The following is a 17,484-nucleotide window of genomic DNA, read 5'->3' on the forward strand; positions in this document are numbered from 1 at the left end:
CATGAACGGCCTCTCCACCATCCTCATCGTCGTCGGGCTCTTCCTGCTCGGCGGCATGTACTCCTTCTCCAAGCAGAAGATGCCCAAGGGCGTGATCGTGCTGCTCGGACTGGCCTCCGCGATGTGCCTGGTCGCGGGCGTCCTGCGAATTCAGGGACTCTGGGAATGACGAACACGAAGAAGGTCGTCGTCTTCGACTACGGCTTCGGCAACGTCCGCTCCGCCGAGCGGGCGCTCGCCCGGGTCGGCGCGGACGTCGAGATCACCCGCGACTACGACACCGCGATGAACGCGGACGGGCTGCTGGTGCCCGGCGTCGGCGCGTTCTCCGCCTGCATGGAGGGACTGCGCGCGGCGCGCGGCGACTGGATCGTCGGCCGCCGGCTGTCCGGCGGCCGCCCGGTCATGGGCATCTGCGTCGGCATGCAGATCCTCTTCGCGCGCGGCATCGAGCACGGCGTCGAGAGCGAGGGCCTGGACGAGTGGCCCGGCGAGGTCGCGCCGCTCAAGGCCGACGTCGTGCCGCACATGGGCTGGAACACCGTCGAGGCCGCCGAGGGCTCGGAGCTGTTCGCCGGTCTGGACGCCGACGAGCGCTTCTACTTCGTGCACTCCTACGCCGTCCACGACTGGTCGCTGGAAGTCACCAACCCCCTCATCCGGGCCCCGCGCGTCAGTTGGGCCACGCACGGCGAGCCCTTCGTGGCGGCCGTCGAGAACGGGGCGCTCATGGCCACCCAGTTCCACCCCGAGAAGTCCGGCGACGCCGGAGCCCAGCTGCTCACCAACTGGATCGGAACCCTCTGATGCCCCCCAAGCTTGAGCTTCTTCCCGCCGTCGACGTCCGCGACGGCCAGGCCGTGCGCCTGGTGCACGGCGAGTCCGGCTCCGAGACCTCGTACGGCTCCCCGCTGGAGGCGGCCCTCGCCTGGCAGAAGTCCGGGGCCGAGTGGCTGCACCTGGTCGACCTGGACGCCGCCTTCGGCACCGGCGACAACCGCGCGGTCATCGCCGAGGTCGCCGCCGCCATGGACATCAAGGTCGAGCTGTCCGGCGGCATCCGCGACGACGCGTCCCTGGCGGCGGCCCTCGCCACCGGCTGCAGGCGCGTCAACCTCGGCACCGCCGCCCTGGAGACCCCCGAGTGGGTCGCCAAGGTCATCTCCGAGTACGGCGACAAGATCGCGGTCGGCCTGGACGTCCGCGGCACCACCCTGCGCGGCCGCGGCTGGACCCGGGACGGCGGCGACCTCTACGAGACGCTGGCCCGGCTCGACGCCGAGGGCTGCGCGCGCTACGTCGTCACCGACATCGCCAAGGACGGCACCCTCCAGGGCCCCAACCTGGAACTCCTGAAGAACGTCTGCGCCGCCACCGACAAGCCCGTCGTGGCCTCCGGCGGCGTCTCCTCGCTGGACGACCTGCGGGCCCTCGCCTCCCTGGTGCCCGACGGAGTCGAGGGCGCGATCGTCGGCAAGGCGCTGTACGCGAAGGCGTTCACGCTGGAAGAGGCGCTGGAGGCGGTCTCCCGATGAGCTCCCCCGACGTGCGCCGCGTCCGGACCGGCGCCCCCTGGGAGGAGCAGTTCGGCTACGCCCGGGCCGTCGAACTGCCCAACGGCCTCGTCCTGGTGGCCGGCTGTACGTCCGTGGTGGACGGCGTCATCGACGCGGGCACCCCGTTCGAGCAGACCATGACCGCCTTCGGCGTCGCCGAGCAGGCCCTCGGACAGCTCGGCCTGACCCGCGCCGACATCGTCCGCACCCGCATGTACCTCACGCACGCGCGGGACGTCGAGGAGGTGGGCCGCGCCCACAAGGAGCTCTTCGACACGATCCGCCCGGCCGCGACCATGCTGATCGTCAACGGTTTCGTCGACCCCTCGCTGGTCGTCGAGGTCGAGGTGGAGGCGTACCGGGGAGGGGCCGCATGAGCGTCTCCGTACGGGTCATCCCCTGCCTGGACGTGGACAACGGGCGCGTCGTCAAGGGCGTCAACTTCCAGAACCTGCGGGACGCCGGCGATCCCGTCGAGATGGCCAAGCTGTACGACGCCGAGGGCGCCGACGAGCTGACCTTCCTGGACATCACCGCCTCGTCGGGCGACCGCGAGACGACCTACGACGTGGTGCGGCGCACCGCCGAGCAGGTCTTCATCCCGCTGACCGTCGGCGGCGGCGTGCGCACCGCCGACGACGTGGACCGGCTGCTGCGGGCCGGGGCCGACAAGGTGGGCGTGAACACCGCGGCCATCGCCCGTCCCGACCTGATCCGCGAGATCGCGGAGCGCTTCGGCCGTCAGGTGCTGGTGCTGTCGGTGGACGCTCGGCGCACCGCGTCCGGCTCCTTCGAGGTGACCACCCACGGCGGCCGCCGCTCCGCGGGCATCGACGCCGTCGAGTGGGCGCACCGGGCGGCGGAGCTGGGCGCGGGCGAGATCCTGCTCAACTCGATGGACGCCGACGGCACCAAGGACGGCTACGACACCGAGATGATCACGGCCGTACGGGCACACGTCACCGTCCCCGTCATCGCCAGCGGCGGCGCGGGCCGGCTGGAGCACTTCGCCCCGGCCGTCGACGCCGGTGCGGACGCGGTCCTCGCGGCCTCCGTCTTCCACTTCGGGGACCTGAAGATCCGTGAGGTCAAGACGGCCCTCAGCGGCGCGGGCCACCCGGTGCGCTGACCCGGACACCGGGCAACTGACGTGAAACCGGCTGTGGTGGAAGATCGGCACTGACTAGCGTTCCCCCTCGGAGAGACCATCCGAGGGGGAACAGCCATGTCCGCTTCCACACCCGCCGTCGAACTGCTGGAGCTCAGCCCCGACTTCGTCGCCGATCCCCACCCCGGCTACGCCGCCCTGCGCGCCCGGGGACCGGTGCACCGCGTGCTGACCCCCGACGGGGACGACCTGTGGCTGGTCGTCGGCCACGAGGCGTGCCGGGCGGCCTTCGTCGACCCCCGGTTCAGCCGGGACTGGCGCACCCACGGCCACCTCGCGCCGGAGCTGCCCGCCTACGCGCACGGGCCGGGCAACGCGCACGTCCTGCTCAGCGACCCGCCGGACCACACCCGGATGCGCCGGCTGGTGGCCCGCGAGTTCACGCCACGCCGCATCGAGGCCCTCGCGCCCCGCGTGCGGCAGCTCACCGACGAACTGCTGGACGCGATGGAGGCGGGCGGCGCGCGCACCGCCGACGTCATCGACGCGCTCGCCTTCCCGCTGCCGATGACCGTCATCTGCGACCTGCTCGGGGTGCCCGACCTGGACCGCGACTCCTTCCGCGGCTGGTCCAACGAGACCGTCTCGCCCAGCAGTCCCGAGGCCGAGCGGGCCGCGTACGCCGCCGTCATGCCGTACCTCACCGAACTCATCGAGGCCAAGCGCGGGCAGCCCGGCGAGGACCTGCTGAGCGCGCTCATCCACACTGCGGACGAGGACGGCGACCGGCTCAGCCAGGACGAACTCCTCTCCATGGCCTTCCTGCTGATCGTCGCGGGCCACGAGACGACCGTGAACCTGATCGGCAACGGCCTGCGCGCCCTCTTCCGCCACCCGGACCAACTGGCCCTGCTGCGCGGCGACCTGGACGGCCTGATGGGCGGCGCCGTCGAGGAGATCCTGCGCTACGACGGGCCGGTCGAGAGCTCGACCCCGCGCATCGCCCGCGAGGACGTGGAGTTCGCCGGGGCGCGCATTCCGGCGGGCTCGACGGTGCTGATCGTGATGGCCGACGCGGACCGCGACGGGACGCGCTTCGAGGACCCCTCCCGCTTCGACATCCGGCGCGACGCCCGCGGGCACCTCGCCTTCGGGCACGGCATCCACTTCTGCATCGGCGCGCCGCTCGCCCGGCTGGAGGGCCGCATCGCCCTCCGCGGGCTCCTGGAACGCTTCCCGGACCTCGCCGCCGACGGCCCGCCGGACGCCGGGCCATGGATTCCCGGAATGCTCATCCGGGGCGTACGAAAGCTGCGAGTTCGCTGGTAAAGCGTCAATTCGGCGCACCGCAAGGGAAGTTGCAGCCGGAAAGTTCCGCAAAGAACATTGCGCAACTTTCCTTTCCTTCCTTACTGTGCCCAGATGGCCCCGGCACCCGAACAAACGCCCGATCCTCGGCGCATCACGGACCTCGACGCCCTCAAGGTGTTCACCCACCCGCTGCGCATCGAGCTGTACCGGGCCCTGTTCACCGGGGGTGCGGCCACCGCGTCCCGCCTCGCCGGCCAGCTCGGCGAGGCGGTCTCGCTGGTCAGCTACCACCTGCGGAAGCTGGCCGCGCACGGCTTCATCGTGGAGGCCCCGGAGCTGGCCGGCGACGCCCGGGAGCGCTGGTGGCGGGTCGAGCGCGGATTCACCTTCCGCAACTCCGACTTCGGTGACTCGCCGCAGAGCGTGGCCGTCGTCGGCCAGGTCACCCGGCAGCTCCTGCGCGCCCGGCAGGAGCGGTACGACACCTACCTCGACGGCAGTGCGAGCTGGGGCGCCCAGTGGGTGGACGCCGCCTTCAACTGGGAGTACATGCCCCGGCTGACCGCCGCCGAGCTCCAGCAACTGTCCGAGGAACTGCGGGAATTGATCATCACCTACCGGGAGCGCGGACGGGCCGCCGAGGCGGCGGGTGGCACGGAGGGGCGCGAGCAGGTCTCCGTCCAGATGTTCGGCTTTCCGTTCCGTCCCTGAGAGGGCTCAACAGCGATGACTGAATCACGTGTGGAACCGGTGGAGGACGGGACGGAGGGCCCCGGCCCGGCGGGCGGACCCGCCTACCGCGACGGCAACGTGCTGCGCTGGCTCACCGCGTACGCCGCCTCCCTCGTCGGCGACAGCGTCTACTTCCTCGCCCTCGGCTGGGCGGCCGCGCAGGCGGGCGGGCCCGCCGAGGTCGGCATGATCATGGCCACCGGGGCGATACCCCGGGCGGTCCTGATGCTCGGCGGCGGAGTGATCGCCGACCGGCTCGGCCCGCGCGCGGTCGTCATCGGCGCGGACGCGGTGCGCTGCGCGGTGATCGTCGGCATCGCGGTGCTGCTGATGGCCACCGGCCCCGCCGTGTGGGTGCTGGTGGTCGTCGCGCTCGTCTTCGGCGCGGTGGACGCCCTGTTCCTGCCGGCGGTGGGAGCGCTGCCGCCGCGCATCACGGGCGCCGACCAGCTCGTCCGGGTCCAGGGCATGAAGGCCCTCACCAACCGCTTCGGCGGGATCGTCGGCGCGCCGGTCGCGGGGCTCGCGATGGGGCTCGGCGGGCCCGCGGCGGCGTTCGCGGTGGCGGGCGCGCTGTTCGCGGTGTCGCTGGTGCTGCTGGTGGCGGTACGGGTGGCGCCGCTGCCGGAGGCGCCGGGCGAGGCCGCTCCCGAGGGGGCGGCCGCGAAGCGGAACGTCTGGGGAGACCTCACCGAGGGACTCGGCTACCTGCGCCGGCACAAGCTGGTCGGGCCGCTCGTCGCCTCCAACATCCTCTTCGAGCTGGGCGGCATCCCGGTCATCAACGTCGGCATGGTGCTGCTCTGCTCGGACCGGGGCTGGGGCGCGGCCGGGATCGCCTGGATCGTGGGCGCGTTCAGCGTGGGCGCGGCGTGCAGCGCCCTGACGCTGACGCTGGTGAAGCGGGTGGCCAGGGCGGGACGGGTGCGGCTGGTCGCGCTCGCGGCGGGCTCGGCGCTGGTGGCGGTGCTCGGGTCGGCACCGACACTGGCGGTGGCGGTGGCGGTGACGGTCCCGATGGGGCTGCTGGTCGGCATGAGCGGGGGGCTGACCGCGGGACTGGTCCAGGTGAACACGGCGCCCGCCTTCCTGGGCCGCGTCACGTCCGTGAAGTCGCTGGTCAGCCTCGGCGTGGCACCGCTGATGTACCCGGTGGTGGGGGCCGCGACGGGAGTGTGGTCGATCCCGGCGGTCTTCGCGGGGTGCGCGGTGCTGTGCGGGCTGGGGGCGGTGGCGGGGATCTGGTCCCCCGAGGTCCGGGGCGCGGAACTGCCCCACTGAGGCCCCCTCCGGCACCGGAGGGGGCCTCCCCGTACCCGTCGCGGGGACGGGACCCTCAGAGGCCGAGCTTGGCTTCGGTGAGGCGCAGCACGGCGTCCTTGTCGCCGTCGAGCTCGACCGAGGCCCGCTCCTGGCGGCCGAAGACGAACAGGAGCAGCTCGCCGGGCTCGCCGGTGACCGTGACGACCGGCGTGCCCCGGTGGGCGACCGCCGTCCGGCCGTCGGGACGGCGCAGCACCAGCCCGACGGGGGACTTCCGCCCCAGGACCCGGGCCATCTTCTCCACCCGCGTCCACAGCGCGTCCGCGAACACCGGATCGAGCACCCGGGGCGTCCACTGCGCCTGCGCCCGCCGCACGTCCTCGGCGTGGACGTAGAACTCCACCGTGTTCGCCGCCTCGTCCACCTGCTTCAGCGCGTACGGGGAGCGCTTCGGCGGTCCCGTGCGGATGAGCCGCACCAGCTCCTCGTACGGCTTCGCGGCGAACTCCGCCTGGACGCGCTCCAGGCGGTTGCGCAGGGCGGGGACCAGCAGCCCGGCCGCCGCGTCCGAGCGGCGTTCGCGGACCACCACATGGGCGGCGAGGTCGCGGGCGCTCCAGCCCTCGCAGAGGGTCGGCGCGTCGGGGCCCGCGGCCTCCAACAGGTCGGCGAGAAGAAGCCGTTCACGCTTGGCATGGGTCGACATGTCGGCCAGCGTACGGCGACCGGGGGGCGTCCGCACAGTGGACGTCGGGCCGGACCCCGTGCCGCGAGCGGCACAATTGCCCCATGAGTACGCCCGCACCCCAGCCCCGCCCCGACCGCGCCCCCGCCGCCGCCTCCGGCAGCACCCCCGGCAGCGGCCTCGACCCCGCCGTCGCCGCCCGCCTCAAGCGCACCCCCGACGGACTGGTCCCCGCCGTGGCCCAGCAGTACGACACCGGCGAGGTGCTGATGCTCGGCTGGATGGACGACGAGGCCCTGCACCGCACGCTGACCACCGGCCGGTGCACCTACTGGTCGCGCAGCCGCCGGGAGTACTGGGTCAAGGGCGACACCTCGGGCCACGTCCAGCACGTGAGGTCGGTCGCGCTGGACTGCGACGGCGACACCCTGCTGGTCAAGGTCGACCAGACCGGCGCCGCCTGCCACACCGGCGCCCGCACCTGCTTCGACGCCGATGTGCTCCTCGCCGCCGACGTGCCCGCCGGCACCGACGGCAAGTAGGGTCAGCGGCCATGGATCTGGAGACCTTCCGCAAGCTGGCGGCCGACCGCCGCGTCATCCCCGTCAGCCGCACCCTCCTCGCGGACGGCGACACCCCCGTCGGGCTCTACCGCAAACTCGCCGCCGAACGCCCCGGCACCTTCCTCCTGGAGTCCGCCGAGAACGGCCGGTCCTGGTCCCGCTACTCCTTCGTCGGCGTCCGCAGCGCCGCCACCCTCACCGCGCGCGACGGCCGCGCCCACTGGATCGGGACGCCCCCCGTCGGCGTGCCGACGGACGGAGACCCGCTCGAAGCGCTGCGGGCGACGGTCGAGACCCTGCACACCCCCCGCGACCTGGCCGCCGACCTGCCGCCGTTCACCGGGGGCATGGTCGGCTACCTCGGGTACGACATCGTGCGCCGCCTGGAGAGGATCGGCAAGCACGGCGCGGACGAGCTCGGACTCCCCGAACTGACCATGCTCCTCACCTCGGACCTCGCGGTGCTCGACCACCGCTACGGCACCGTCCGGCTGATCGCCAACGCGATCAACCACAACGACCTCGACACCGGGGTCGACGAGGCGTACGCGGACGCCGTCGCCCGCCTGGACGCCATGGAGGCCGACCTCTCCCGGGCCGTCCCGACCGACCCCGCCGTGCTGCCGCCCTCCGAGGTCCCGGTGTACACGGAGAAGTGGGGCGGCGCGGCCTACCGGGCGGCCGTCGAGGACGTCAAGGAGCGCATCAGGGCGGGCGAGGCCTTCCAGGTCGTCCCGTCGCAGCGGTTCGAGACGCCGTGCACCGCCACCGCCCTGGACGTCTACCGGGTGCTGCGCGCGACCAATCCGTCGCCGTACATGTACCTCTTCCGCTTCGACGGCTTCGACGTGGTCGGGTCCAGCCCCGAGGCGCTGGTGAAGGTCGCGGACGGGCAGGCCATGGTGCACCCCATCGCCGGGACCCGGCACCGCGGCGCCACCCCGCGGGAGGACCAGGCGCTGGCCGACGAACTGCTGGCCGACCCCAAGGAGCGGGCCGAGCACCTGATGCTCGTCGACCTCGGACGCAACGACCTGGGGCGGGTCTGCGAACCCGGCTCGGTCGAGGTCGTCGACTTCATGTCGATCGAGCGGTACTCGCACGTCATGCACATCGTCTCGACCGTCACCGGGCGGGTCGCGCGGGGACGCAGCGCCTTCGACGTGCTGACCGCCTGCTTCCCCGCCGGCACGCTGTCCGGGGCCCCGAAGCCGCGCGCCCTGCAGATCATCGAGGAGCTGGAGCCGACCCGGCGCGGGCTGTACGGGGGGTGCGTCGGCTATCTCGACTTCGCCGGCGACTCCGACACCGCGATCGCCATCCGTACCGCCCTGCTGCGGGACGGCACGGCGTACGTGCAGGCCGGAGCCGGTGTCGTCGCCGACTCCGACCCCGCGGCCGAGGACCAGGAGTGCCGCAACAAGGCCGCTGCGGTCCTGCGGGCCGTGCACACGGCCAACCGCCTCGGCCGCTGAGGAACCCCCGCCCCGGCGGCTGAGGAACCTCCGCCTCGGTCGGCGCGGGAGGGGTGAGGGATAGTGGGGGGTGTGACCGCCGCACCCCCCGCCCCCCAGACCTCCTCCGCCGCCCGTGGCACGGGCCGCCGAAGCCTCGCCGCGGCCCTGCTGCTCGGGGCCCTCGGCTCCACCGTCGTCCTCATCGCCTCCGGCCAGACCTGGCGGTCGGGCACCGCCACCGTCGCCGGCATCGGCGCCAAGACCCTGGAGGCCGACGGCCAGGCCGTCACCGGTGTGCCCGCCGCCCTCGCCATCGTCGCCCTGGCCGCCCTGGTCGCGGTCTTCGCGGTGCGCCGCGCGGGACGCGTCCTCGTGTCGGCGCTGCTGGCCCTGAGCGGGGCGGGAGCCGTCGCGGCCTCGCTGCTGGGGGCCGGGGACCGCGCGGCTCTGGACGAGCAGGCGGCCAAGCTGTCGGGCGACGCGGCCGCCACGGTGAGCGGACTCACCCAAACGGGCTGGCCGTACGTCACCGCTTTCGGGGGACTGCTGATCCTCGCCGCCGGGCTGCTCGCGCTGCGGTTCGGGGGGAAGTGGCCGGGCATGGGCGGCCGGTACGAGCGGGAGGGCGGCCCGCGCGGCCGGACGGCCGCCCGCCGCCCGGCGGACCCCGAGCGCCCCGAGGAGCTGTGGAAGGCGCTCGACCGGGGCGAGGACCCCACCGCCGCGCCGACGCGCGAAGGGTGACCCGACGTCACGCGCGGTGTCCGGGTGGGGAACAATGAGCCCCGAGCATTCCAGCGGAAGACACAACAAGGAGCACCTCATGGCGGGCGTTAGCCGCGGACACCACGGACGTACCCCGGCCGCCTGGACCGGCGTACTGATCGCCTTCATCGGCATCTGCGTCTCCAGCGCGTACACGGTGATGGCCCAGCCGGCGGGCTTCTGGGCCGGCATCGGCATCTCCGTGGTCGGCGGCCTGGTCGGACTCGGCATGCGGATGGCGGGCCTCGGCATGCCGAAGGAGCCGTCGGCCCTGGTCGAGGCGCGGACGGCGGCGGGACGGGCCCAGCTTCGGTAGCTCCGCCGGGCGGTACGACGTGAGAGGCGCGGGCCCGGTTCTCCGGACCCGCGCCTTCGCGCGTCCGGGGTCCGGGTGCACGGAGGCACTGAAACGACGCAGCGGTGCGTGCGTTCCGGGGGAGGGGAGGGGAGAATCGCGGAGTGGACGCCTTCCCGTCAGCCCCCGCCCCCGCACCGACCCCGCCGGCCAAGCGGCTCGTGGCGCCCCTGGCCACCCTCGCCGGGGTCGTCGGCGCGTTCGTGTACGTCGGGGCCGTCGATCCGAACGAGGCCGGGCACTACCCGACCTGCCCCCTGCTCGCCCTGACCGGCATCCTGTGCCCCGGCTGCGGCGGGTTGCGCAGCGCGCACGCCGTCGCGCACGGTGATCTCGTCACCGCGGCCGGGGCCAACGCCATGGCGGTGGCGGGGTACGCGGCCTTCGCCGTGCTCATGGTGGTGTGGATCACACGGGCGGTGAAGGGGAGGAGGATGGACGTCTCCCTGACGCGCGTCCAGTGGTGGGTCCTCGGGACCGTCTTCGCCGTCTTCAGCGTTGTCCGGAATCTGCCGTTCGGCTCAGCCCTCGCACCGTGAAGCCGCAGGCACCGCCCGGGCGGTGGCCGGGCGGTGCCCAGGTAGTGGGACACCCGGCAGCCGGATGCGGGGGGAGCGGCCCGGTGCGGATACCATCGCTCGTGGCCGATCCTGGCCCTCCACCACCGTCCCGGAAGGGGGCAGCTCGCGTGAGTGTGCTCGACGAGATCATCGAAGGCGTCCGCGCCGACCTCGCAGAGCGGCAGGCGCGGGTCGGCCTGGAGGAGCTCAAGGAGCGGGCTGCCAAGGCGCCTGCCGCCAAGGACGGTGTCGCGGCCCTGCGCGGCGACAGCGTCAAGGTCATCTGCGAGGTCAAGCGGTCCAGCCCGTCGAAGGGCGCCCTGGCGGCCATCGCGGACCCGGCCGGTCTCGCCGCCGACTACGAGGCGGGCGGCGCCGCCGTCATCTCCGTGCTCACCGAGCAGCGCCGCTTCGGCGGTTCGCTGGCCGACCTGGAGGCCGTACGCGCCAAGGTCGACATTCCGGTGCTGCGCAAGGACTTCATCGTCACGGCCTACCAGCTCTGGGAGGCGCGTGCGTACGGCGCCGACCTGGCGCTGCTGATCGTCGCCGCCCTGGAGCAGGACGCGCTCGTCTCGCTGATCGAGCGGGCCGAGTCCATCGGGCTCACCCCGCTGGTGGAGGTGCACGACGAGGACGAGGTCGACCGGGCCGTCGACGCCGGGGCGAAGATCATCGGCGTGAACGCGCGGAACCTGAAGACGCTCAAGGTCGACCGCGGCACGTTCGAGCGGGTCGCGCCGGAGATCCCGGACCACATCGTCAAGATCGCCGAATCGGGTGTGCGCGGGCCGCACGACCTGATCGCGTACGCCAACTCCGGCGCGGACGCGGTGCTGGTCGGGGAGTCGCTCGTCACCGGGCGCGACCCCAGGGCCGCCGTGGCGGACCTGGTCGCCGCCGGGGCGCACCCCGCGCTGCGGCACGGCCGGGGTTAGGGTTCCCGTCATGACTCCGCACGCCCGTCTCGCCCGCGGCTGCCGCCCCCGCGGCTGCCGCGCGCCCGCGCGACGGGTGCTGGGCAGGCGGGTCCGGTACCACATCGGTGCCGAGCCCGGTCAGATCAACGGCATGCGATGGCGTCGCTGAACGTCCCTCCGGGGCGTTGTGTCCAGTGACTTCCGTCTTCCCCTCGAACGCGTGCGACGCACGCGTTCCTCCTGAGGAGTTTCCGCATGCCCAGCGAGTTCTTCCTGCCCGATCCCCAGGGGCTGGTCCCCACCACCGAGGGCTACTTCGGTGACTTCGGCGGCAAGTTCATCCCCGAGGCGCTCGTCGCCGCGGTGGACGAGGTCGCCGTCGAGTACGACAAGGCCAAGGCCGACCCGGCGTTCGCGGCCGAGCTCGACGACCTGATGGTCCACTACACCGGCCGGCCCAGCTCGCTGACCGAGGTGCCGCGCTTCGCGGAGCACGCGGGCGGGGCCCGGATCTTCCTCAAGCGGGAGGACCTCAACCACACCGGCTCGCACAAGATCAACAACGTGCTGGGGCAGGCCCTGCTCACCCGGCGCATGGGCAAGACCCGGGTCATCGCCGAGACCGGCGCCGGACAGCACGGCGTCGCGACCGCCACCGCCTGTGCCCTGTTCGGGCTCGACTGCACCATCTACATGGGCGAGATCGACACCGAGCGGCAGGCGCTGAACGTCGCGCGGATGCGCATGCTCGGCGCGGAGGTCGTCGCGGTCAAGTCCGGTTCGCGCACGCTCAAGGACGCCATCAACGAGGCGTTCCGCGACTGGGTCGCCAACGTGGACCGCACCCACTACCTCTTCGGCACGGTCGCCGGGCCGCACCCCTTCCCCGCCATGGTCCGGGACTTCCACCGGGTGATCGGGGTGGAGGCGCGCCGGCAGATCCTGGAGCGCGCCGGACGGCTGCCGGACGCGGCCGTGGCGTGCGTGGGCGGCGGGTCCAACGCGATCGGGCTGTTCCACGCGTTCATCCCGGACGCCGGGGTGCGCCTGGTCGGCTGCGAGCCCGCCGGGCACGGCATCGAGACCGGGGAGCACGCGGCCACCCTGAGCGCGGGCGAGCCGGGCATCCTGCACGGGTCGAGGTCGTACGTGCTCCAGGACGAGGAGGGGCAGATCACCGAGCCGTACTCCATCTCCGCCGGTCTGGACTACCCGGGCATCGGGCCCGAGCACGCGTACCTCAAGGACCTCGGGCGCGGTGAGTACCGGGCCGTCACCGACGACGCCGCGATGCAGGCGCTGCGGCTGCTGTCACGCACGGAGGGCATCATTCCGGCCATCGAGAGCGCGCACGCGCTCGCCGGGGCGCTGGAACTCGGCAAGGAGCTGGGCGAGGACGGGCTGATCCTGGTCAACCTGTCCGGGCGCGGCGACAAGGACATGGACACCGCCGCCCGCTACTTCGGGCTGTACGACACGGACGCGGCCGTCGCCGCGGACGCCGCCGCCGTCGCGGAGATCACGGAGGACGCCAAGTGAGCGGGAACGTAAAGCTGTTGAGCGACACCCTCGCCGCCGCGAAGAGCGAGGGGCGGGCCGCGCTGATCGCCTACCTCCCGGCCGGGTTCCCCACCGTGGACGGCGGCATCGAGGCGGTCAAGGCCGTCGTCGCCGGCGGCGCGGACGTCGTGGAGGTCGGACTGCCGCACAGCGACCCGGTGCTGGACGGCCCGGTCATCCAGACCGCCGACGACATCGCCCTGCGCGGCGGCGTCAAGATCGCCGACGTGCTGCGCACGGTGCGCGAGGCACACGCCGCCACCGGGGTGCCGGTGCTGGTCATGACGTACTGGAACCCCGTCGACCGGTACGGCGTCGAGCGGTTCACCGCCGAACTGGCCGAGGCGGGCGGGGCCGGGTGCATCCTGCCCGACCTGCCGGTCCAGGAGTCCGCGCTGTGGCGCGAGCACGCCGAGAAGCACGGCCTGGCCACGGTGTTCGTGGTCGCGCCGAGCAGCAGGGACGAGCGGCTGGCGACGATCACCGCCGCCGGTTCCGGATTCGTGTACGCGGCCTCGCTGATGGGGGTCACCGGAACGCGGGAGTCCGTGGGGCACGAGGCGCAGGAGCTCGTCCGGCGGGCCAGGGCGACCCGCGAGGACCTGCCGGTGTGCGTCGGGCTCGGGGTCTCGAACGCCGCGCAGGCCAAGGAGGTCGCGGCCTTCGCCGACGGAGTCATCGTCGGGTCGGCGTTCGTCAAGCGGCTGCTGGAGGCCGAGACCGCCGGGGACCGGGCGTCGGGGCTGCGGGCCGTGCGGGAGCTCGCGGGCGAGCTCGCGGCTGGCGTGCGGCGCGACTGACGTCCGTCTGTTGGCTGCGTAACTTTATGGTTCCGTAGTCCATTTGAGTGGAATCCGGGCCGGGGTGGCACATCGGTGCCGCCCCGGTTCGTTGCTGCGGGTGTGAGCGAGAAGAACTCTGAAGGCAAGCGAACCGCCCGCGAGCGGCTCATCAAGGAACGCGAAGTGCAGAAGTCGCGCGAGAAGCGGCGCCGGGTGATGGTCGTCGGCGCGGCGGTGGTCGGCGTCCTCGGCCTGGCTGCGGTGGCCGGAGTGGTCGCCGCGAACAGCGGCGGCTCGAAGGACGACGCCGACAAGGCGGGCCCGGTCGTGCCGCCGGCCGGCGTGGTGGGCGAGGCGGGGGTCGCCGTTCCGGTGGGGAAGCCCGACGCGCCGTCCGTGCTGACCGTGTACGAGGACATGCGCTGCCCGGCGTGCGGGATGTTCGAGAACAGCATGCGGGACACGGTCAACAAGCTGGAGAAGGAAGGGAAGATCCGGGCCGAGTACCACCTGGTGTCCTTCATCGACAAGGCCGTCCCGGGCAACGGCTCGAAGTTCGCCGCGAACGCGCTCGGGTGCGCGCAGGACGCGGGGAAGTTCCACGCGTACCACGACACGCTCTTCCGCAACCAGCCGCAGGAGACGGACGACGCGTTCGGCAAGAAGAGCCGCCTGCTGGAGCTGGCGGACAAGGTGCCGGGGCTGCGCGGGACCGCCTTCGACGCGTGCGTGGACAAGGGGACGCACGCGGGCTGGGTCACCAAGGTGCAGGAGGAGTTCGACAAGTCGGCCTACAAGGCGACGCCGACGGTGCTCCTGAACGGGGAGGCGATCTTCCCGCAGAAGGGCAGCGAGCAGATCTCGCCGGCGAACCTGGTGAAGTGGGTGGACCAGGCGAACAAGGGCAAGCCGCTGGGGACGAAGGCGCCGGTGCGGTAGCACGGTCCGGGCCCGGGGGCCGCCGGGCCTCCGGGCCCGGCCCCTGTTACCCAGACGTTGCCGGTCGGGTACTCCGGGCCGCGCCGGGCAGGGTAGCGTCGTCCCCGTCATGAACCTTGCCTTCATTCCCAGCCCGGCGGCCGGTGAGATCCACCTCGGACCCCTCCCGCTGCGCGGCTACGCGCTCTGCATCATCATCGGCGTCTTCGTGGCCGTCTGGTACGGCAACAAGCGCTGGATCGCCCGCGGCGGCAAGCCCGGGACGGTCGCCGACATCGCCGTCTGGGCGGTTCCCTTCGGGCTCGTCGGCGGACGGCTGTACCACGTCGTCACCGACTACCAGCTCTACTTCAGCGAAGGCAAGAACTGGGTCAACGCCTTCAAGATCTGGGAGGGCGGCCTCGGCATCTGGGGCGCCGTGGCGCTCGGCGCCGTCGGCGCCTGGATCGGCTGCCGCAGGCGGGGCATCCCGCTGCCGGCCTGGGCCGACGCGATGGCCCCCGCGCTCGTCATCGCGCAGGCTATCGGGCGCTGGGGCAACTGGTTCAACCAGGAGCTGTACGGGCGGGCGACCGACCTGCCCTGGGCGCTGAAGATCACCAAGGGCGAGGAGCCGGGGCTCTACCACCCGACCTTCCTGTACGAGTCGCTGTGGTGCCTCGGTGTCGCCGCCGTGATCGTCTGGGCCGACCGCCGGTTCAAGCTCGGGCACGGGCGGGTCTTCGCGCTGTACGTCGCCCTGTACTGCGCCGGGCGCGGCTGGATCGAGTACATGCGCATCGACGACGCCCACCACATCCTGGGCCTGCGCCTCAACGTCTGGACGGCGATCGTCATCTTCGTCCTGGCCGTCGTCTACTTCGTGCTGTCGTCGCGGCTGCGTCCGGGCCGCGAGGAGATCGTGGAGCCGGAGCGGGCGGGGGCGGCCGAGGACGCGGGCGCCGCGGACGCGGCGGACGCCGGGGAGGCCGAGGGCGGCACGGTGCCGGCCGCGGCCGAGAAGGACGACGTGAAGGCCGGGTCCGGTGCGACCGCGGCTCCGGTCAAGACCGACCTCACGAAGGCCGAGGCGGGGGAGTCGGGCAAGAAGGGCTGACGCGGCGCGTCGCACGTGGCCAAGGGCCGCCGGGACCACAGGGTCCCCGGCGGCCCTTTCCCATGCCCCCGGCCGGCGGGGGCCCGTCGCGTGACGCTGTGCGCGGTGCCCCGTCCAGGGGCGCGAGGAACTGCGCGAGCGACCACGACGCTCCTGCACGGAACCCGTGCACCTGGCTGCGCGGCGAGCGCTTTAGGGAAAGGGGCGGGTCCGGGGCCTCTCCTACGTGAGCAGAACGGGGCTGACGCGTCCGGCGCGGGGGCTGAGCTCACGGCCCTTGCGGAGGAGCTTGTCCGGCACAGGCGCTCACGCAAGGGGCGGCACCCGGGTGGGCCGGGAGCGGGAGGGGCCGCCCCCTTGCCCGCCCTCCCCCAAGCTCTCGGCTTCGCTCGAGCAGGGGGTACCCCCCTCGCCCCCTTGGGGCGGCCCCGTCGCCCAAGGGGGCGGGGGGTGGGTAGGGGGAGGGCGGCCCCGCCCAAGAGGACGAGGGGTGAAGGCGGGACGGCTGTGGGGCACAAAGGGACGGGGGCAGAAGGGGGCGGGAAGGGAGGTGGAGTGAGGGAAGGCTTGCCTTGGGAAGTGGGGGTTGGGGGGCTCTCAAGGGAGGTAAGTACGGCCTTCCTTGCTGGCGGAGCCTTCGAATCGTGCGTACTTTCGATCACGTCGGGGCGCCCCCCGGCCGCAGAAAAACACCGGGGTACGGGGAGAACGACCGTGGCGATCATTGAGACCGAAGCGACACTGCACGAGGCCCACCGCGACAACCACACCCACCGGGACGTGAACGGCGGCTGGCTGCGGCCCGCGGTGTTCGGCGCGATGGACGGCCTGGTGTCCAACCTGGCGCTGATGACCGGTGTGGCCGGCGGCGCCGTGTCCCAGCAGACCGTCGTGATCACCGGCCTCGCGGGCCTCGCCGCCGGCGCGTTCTCCATGGCGGCCGGCGAGTACACCTCCGTCGCCTCGCAGCGCGAACTCGTACAGGCCGAACTCGACGTCGAGCGCGAGGAGCTGAGGCGGCACCCCGCGGACGAGGAGCGCGAACTGGCCGCGCTGTACGTCTCGCGGGGCGTGGAGCCGGAGCTGGCCCGGGAGGTGGCGCGGCAGTTGTCGGTGGACCCCGAGCAGGCGCTGGAGATCCACGCCCGGGAGGAGCTGGGGATCGACCCCGACGACCTGCCCTCGCCGCTGGTGGCCGCCGTGTCGTCGTTCGGGGCGTTCGCGCTGGGCGCGCTGCTGCCCGTACTGCCGTACCTGCTGGGGGCCGCCTCGCTGTGGCCCGCGGTGCTGCTGGCGCTGGTGGGGCTGTTCGGGTGCGGAGCCGTGGTGGCGCGGGTGACCGCGCGGACCTGGTGGTTCAGCGGGCTGCGGCAACTCGCGCTCGGCGGTGCCGCGGCCGCGGTGACGTACGGCCTCGGGACGCTCTTCGGTATCGCCGTCGGGTAGGTGCCAGGGGCGCTGGAGGAGACGTACGTGACCGTGCGGTCGGTCAGGGGCAGCGGTGTCGAGCTGCCGGCGGCCGGGGTGACCGTACCAACGGCCGGGGTGCCGCGCGGCCGGCCCGCCGTCGCGGGCAGCCCCGCCGGGGGCTTCCCCGGCGGGGCGAAGGCGTCCGGGCCGCCGGGCGGAGGGATGCGGGTCCTCGCGCAGGTGTGACGAACGCCCCGGTGCGGATCGGCGACAGTCCCGTAAGCTATTGGCTATATGCACGGTGTCGCATAAGTAGCCGTTACTCATCGGTTTCGTCCAGTTGACCGACGGGCATGAGCCGTAAGCGCCGAAGGCAATGATGCCTCCCGCGCCACGGTCCGGAGTGCGGCACCTTGTCCCCA

Annotated in this window: 21 protein-coding genes; 20 read left to right on the forward strand and 1 reads right to left on the reverse strand. The window is 73.0% G+C overall.

Features of this window, described 5'->3' with window-relative positions; translation table 11 throughout:
• The first annotated feature begins 1 nt into the window (after nt 1).
• The 8 genes from ACIP93_RS11570 (at nt 2) to ACIP93_RS11605 (ending at nt 5,988) form a co-directional block, all read left to right on the forward strand.
• Entirely contained in the window at nt 2-169 is a 168-nt protein-coding gene (locus ACIP93_RS11570) for a hypothetical protein (protein WP_345223849.1), read from the forward strand.
• Nucleotides 166-807 (forward strand): imidazole glycerol phosphate synthase subunit HisH, encoded by a 642-nt coding sequence (hisH, locus tag ACIP93_RS11575; RefSeq protein ID WP_345223852.1) that lies wholly within the window; start codon nt 166-168, stop codon nt 805-807. The genes ACIP93_RS11570 and hisH overlap by 4 nt, the downstream gene beginning before the upstream one ends.
• Nucleotides 807-1,535, forward strand: a complete 729-nt coding sequence (gene priA, locus ACIP93_RS11580) for a bifunctional 1-(5-phosphoribosyl)-5-((5-phosphoribosylamino)methylideneamino)imidazole-4-carboxamide isomerase/phosphoribosylanthranilate isomerase PriA (RefSeq protein WP_345223854.1) — start codon at nt 807-809, stop codon at nt 1,533-1,535. The genes hisH and priA overlap by 1 nt, the downstream gene beginning before the upstream one ends.
• A complete protein-coding gene (locus ACIP93_RS11585) occupies nt 1,532-1,933 on the forward strand; it encodes a RidA family protein (protein WP_345223857.1) in 402 nt (133 codons plus the stop codon). The genes priA and ACIP93_RS11585 overlap by 4 nt, the downstream gene beginning before the upstream one ends.
• Nucleotides 1,930-2,685, forward strand: coding sequence for an imidazole glycerol phosphate synthase subunit HisF (gene hisF / locus ACIP93_RS11590; RefSeq protein WP_345223859.1), 756 nt, complete (start codon nt 1,930-1,932; stop codon nt 2,683-2,685). Before ACIP93_RS11585 ends, hisF begins: the two co-directional genes overlap by 4 nt.
• 96 nt (nt 2,686-2,781) lie before the next feature.
• Nucleotides 2,782-3,993 (forward strand): cytochrome P450, encoded by a 1,212-nt coding sequence (locus tag ACIP93_RS11595; protein ID WP_345223861.1) that lies wholly within the window; start codon nt 2,782-2,784, stop codon nt 3,991-3,993.
• 93 nt (nt 3,994-4,086) lie between these two features.
• Complete coding sequence (locus ACIP93_RS11600) at nt 4,087-4,686, forward strand: winged helix-turn-helix domain-containing protein (RefSeq protein WP_401757607.1); 600 nt, start codon at nt 4,087-4,089, stop codon at nt 4,684-4,686.
• Between the two features lie 15 nt (nt 4,687-4,701).
• Nucleotides 4,702-5,988: an MFS transporter gene (locus ACIP93_RS11605; RefSeq protein ID WP_401757609.1), complete on the forward strand. Its 1,287-nt coding sequence runs from the start codon at nt 4,702-4,704 to the stop codon at nt 5,986-5,988.
• A 55-nt stretch (nt 5,989-6,043) separates the two neighbouring features.
• Here ACIP93_RS11605 and ACIP93_RS11610 read toward each other — a convergent pair whose 3' ends face one another.
• Nucleotides 6,044-6,676 carry a TIGR03085 family metal-binding protein gene (locus tag ACIP93_RS11610; RefSeq protein WP_345223867.1) on the reverse strand — a complete coding sequence of 211 codons (633 nt, stop codon included), beginning with the start codon at nt 6,674-6,676 and terminating at the stop codon, nt 6,044-6,046.
• 83 nt (nt 6,677-6,759) lie between these two features.
• Here ACIP93_RS11610 and hisI point away from each other — a divergent pair, with 83 nt between their 5' ends.
• From hisI to ACIP93_RS11670, 12 genes are all read left to right on the forward strand, one after another.
• The gene (hisI, locus tag ACIP93_RS11615) at nt 6,760-7,197 is read left to right on the forward strand and encodes a phosphoribosyl-AMP cyclohydrolase (RefSeq protein ID WP_401757612.1); all 438 of its coding nucleotides are present in this window, start codon (nt 6,760-6,762) and stop codon (nt 7,195-7,197) included.
• A gap of 11 nt (nt 7,198-7,208) precedes the next feature.
• Nucleotides 7,209-8,693: an anthranilate synthase component I gene (locus ACIP93_RS11620; protein ID WP_401757614.1), complete on the forward strand. Its 1,485-nt coding sequence runs from the start codon at nt 7,209-7,211 to the stop codon at nt 8,691-8,693.
• Nucleotides 8,694-8,765: 72 nt separating this feature from the next.
• On the forward strand, nt 8,766-9,419 hold the full coding sequence (locus ACIP93_RS11625; protein ID WP_345223875.1) for a TIGR02234 family membrane protein: 654 nt from the start codon (nt 8,766-8,768) through the stop codon (nt 9,417-9,419).
• Nucleotides 9,420-9,498: 79 nt separating this feature from the next.
• Nucleotides 9,499-9,756, forward strand: coding sequence for an HGxxPAAW family protein (locus tag ACIP93_RS11630; RefSeq protein WP_345223877.1), 258 nt, complete (start codon nt 9,499-9,501; stop codon nt 9,754-9,756).
• A gap of 143 nt (nt 9,757-9,899) precedes the next feature.
• Nucleotides 9,900-10,334: a DUF2752 domain-containing protein gene (locus ACIP93_RS11635; RefSeq protein WP_401757616.1), complete on the forward strand. Its 435-nt coding sequence runs from the start codon at nt 9,900-9,902 to the stop codon at nt 10,332-10,334.
• A 149-nt stretch (nt 10,335-10,483) separates the two neighbouring features.
• Nucleotides 10,484-11,293 (forward strand): indole-3-glycerol phosphate synthase TrpC, encoded by an 810-nt coding sequence (trpC, locus tag ACIP93_RS11640; RefSeq protein ID WP_345223880.1) that lies wholly within the window; start codon nt 10,484-10,486, stop codon nt 11,291-11,293.
• Nucleotides 11,294-11,303: 10 nt separating this feature from the next.
• Complete coding sequence (trpM, locus tag ACIP93_RS11645) at nt 11,304-11,444, forward strand: tryptophan biosynthesis modulator TrpM (RefSeq protein ID WP_380836942.1); 141 nt, start codon at nt 11,304-11,306, stop codon at nt 11,442-11,444.
• Nucleotides 11,445-11,530: 86 nt separating this feature from the next.
• Nucleotides 11,531-12,814: a tryptophan synthase subunit beta gene (gene trpB / locus ACIP93_RS11650; protein WP_345223883.1), complete on the forward strand. Its 1,284-nt coding sequence runs from the start codon at nt 11,531-11,533 to the stop codon at nt 12,812-12,814.
• Nucleotides 12,811-13,635 carry a tryptophan synthase subunit alpha gene (gene trpA, locus ACIP93_RS11655; protein ID WP_401757619.1) on the forward strand — a complete coding sequence of 275 codons (825 nt, stop codon included), beginning with the start codon at nt 12,811-12,813 and terminating at the stop codon, nt 13,633-13,635. The genes trpB and trpA overlap by 4 nt, the downstream gene beginning before the upstream one ends.
• A gap of 102 nt (nt 13,636-13,737) precedes the next feature.
• Nucleotides 13,738-14,556, forward strand: a complete 819-nt coding sequence (locus ACIP93_RS11660) for a thioredoxin domain-containing protein (RefSeq protein ID WP_345223887.1) — start codon at nt 13,738-13,740, stop codon at nt 14,554-14,556.
• A gap of 109 nt (nt 14,557-14,665) precedes the next feature.
• Nucleotides 14,666-15,652, forward strand: coding sequence for a prolipoprotein diacylglyceryl transferase (gene lgt, locus ACIP93_RS11665; RefSeq protein ID WP_401757621.1), 987 nt, complete (start codon nt 14,666-14,668; stop codon nt 15,650-15,652).
• A 714-nt stretch (nt 15,653-16,366) separates the two neighbouring features.
• Nucleotides 16,367-17,098: a VIT1/CCC1 transporter family protein gene (locus ACIP93_RS11670; protein WP_345223891.1), complete on the forward strand. Its 732-nt coding sequence runs from the start codon at nt 16,367-16,369 to the stop codon at nt 17,096-17,098.
• The last annotated feature ends 386 nt before the right edge of the window (nt 17,099-17,484 follow it).

This window comes from Streptomyces sp. NPDC088745 (genome assembly GCF_044751045.1).
GTDB classification, from domain to species: domain Bacteria; phylum Actinomycetota; class Actinomycetes; order Streptomycetales; family Streptomycetaceae; genus Streptomyces; species Streptomyces cremeus.

Coding starts and splice junctions, on each gene's coding strand:
- ACIP93_RS11570 (WP_345223849.1), top strand. CDS start 2: ATGAACGGCCTCTCCACCATCCTCATCGTCGTCGGGCTCTTCCTGCTC.
- hisH (WP_345223852.1), top strand. CDS start 166: ATGACGAACACGAAGAAGGTCGTCGTCTTCGACTACGGCTTCGGCAAC.
- priA (WP_345223854.1), top strand. CDS start 807: ATGCCCCCCAAGCTTGAGCTTCTTCCCGCCGTCGACGTCCGCGACGGC.
- ACIP93_RS11585 (WP_345223857.1), top strand. CDS start 1,532: ATGAGCTCCCCCGACGTGCGCCGCGTCCGGACCGGCGCCCCCTGGGAG.
- hisF (WP_345223859.1), top strand. CDS start 1,930: ATGAGCGTCTCCGTACGGGTCATCCCCTGCCTGGACGTGGACAACGGG.
- ACIP93_RS11595 (WP_345223861.1), top strand. CDS start 2,782: ATGTCCGCTTCCACACCCGCCGTCGAACTGCTGGAGCTCAGCCCCGAC.
- ACIP93_RS11600 (WP_401757607.1), top strand. CDS start 4,087: ATGGCCCCGGCACCCGAACAAACGCCCGATCCTCGGCGCATCACGGAC.
- ACIP93_RS11605 (WP_401757609.1), top strand. CDS start 4,702: ATGACTGAATCACGTGTGGAACCGGTGGAGGACGGGACGGAGGGCCCC.
- ACIP93_RS11610 (WP_345223867.1), bottom strand. CDS start 6,676: ATGTCGACCCATGCCAAGCGTGAACGGCTTCTTCTCGCCGACCTGTTG.
- hisI (WP_401757612.1), top strand. CDS start 6,760: ATGAGTACGCCCGCACCCCAGCCCCGCCCCGACCGCGCCCCCGCCGCC.
- ACIP93_RS11620 (WP_401757614.1), top strand. CDS start 7,209: ATGGATCTGGAGACCTTCCGCAAGCTGGCGGCCGACCGCCGCGTCATC.
- ACIP93_RS11630 (WP_345223877.1), top strand. CDS start 9,499: ATGGCGGGCGTTAGCCGCGGACACCACGGACGTACCCCGGCCGCCTGG.
- trpM (WP_380836942.1), top strand. CDS start 11,304: ATGACTCCGCACGCCCGTCTCGCCCGCGGCTGCCGCCCCCGCGGCTGC.
- trpB (WP_345223883.1), top strand. CDS start 11,531: ATGCCCAGCGAGTTCTTCCTGCCCGATCCCCAGGGGCTGGTCCCCACC.
- lgt (WP_401757621.1), top strand. CDS start 14,666: ATGAACCTTGCCTTCATTCCCAGCCCGGCGGCCGGTGAGATCCACCTC.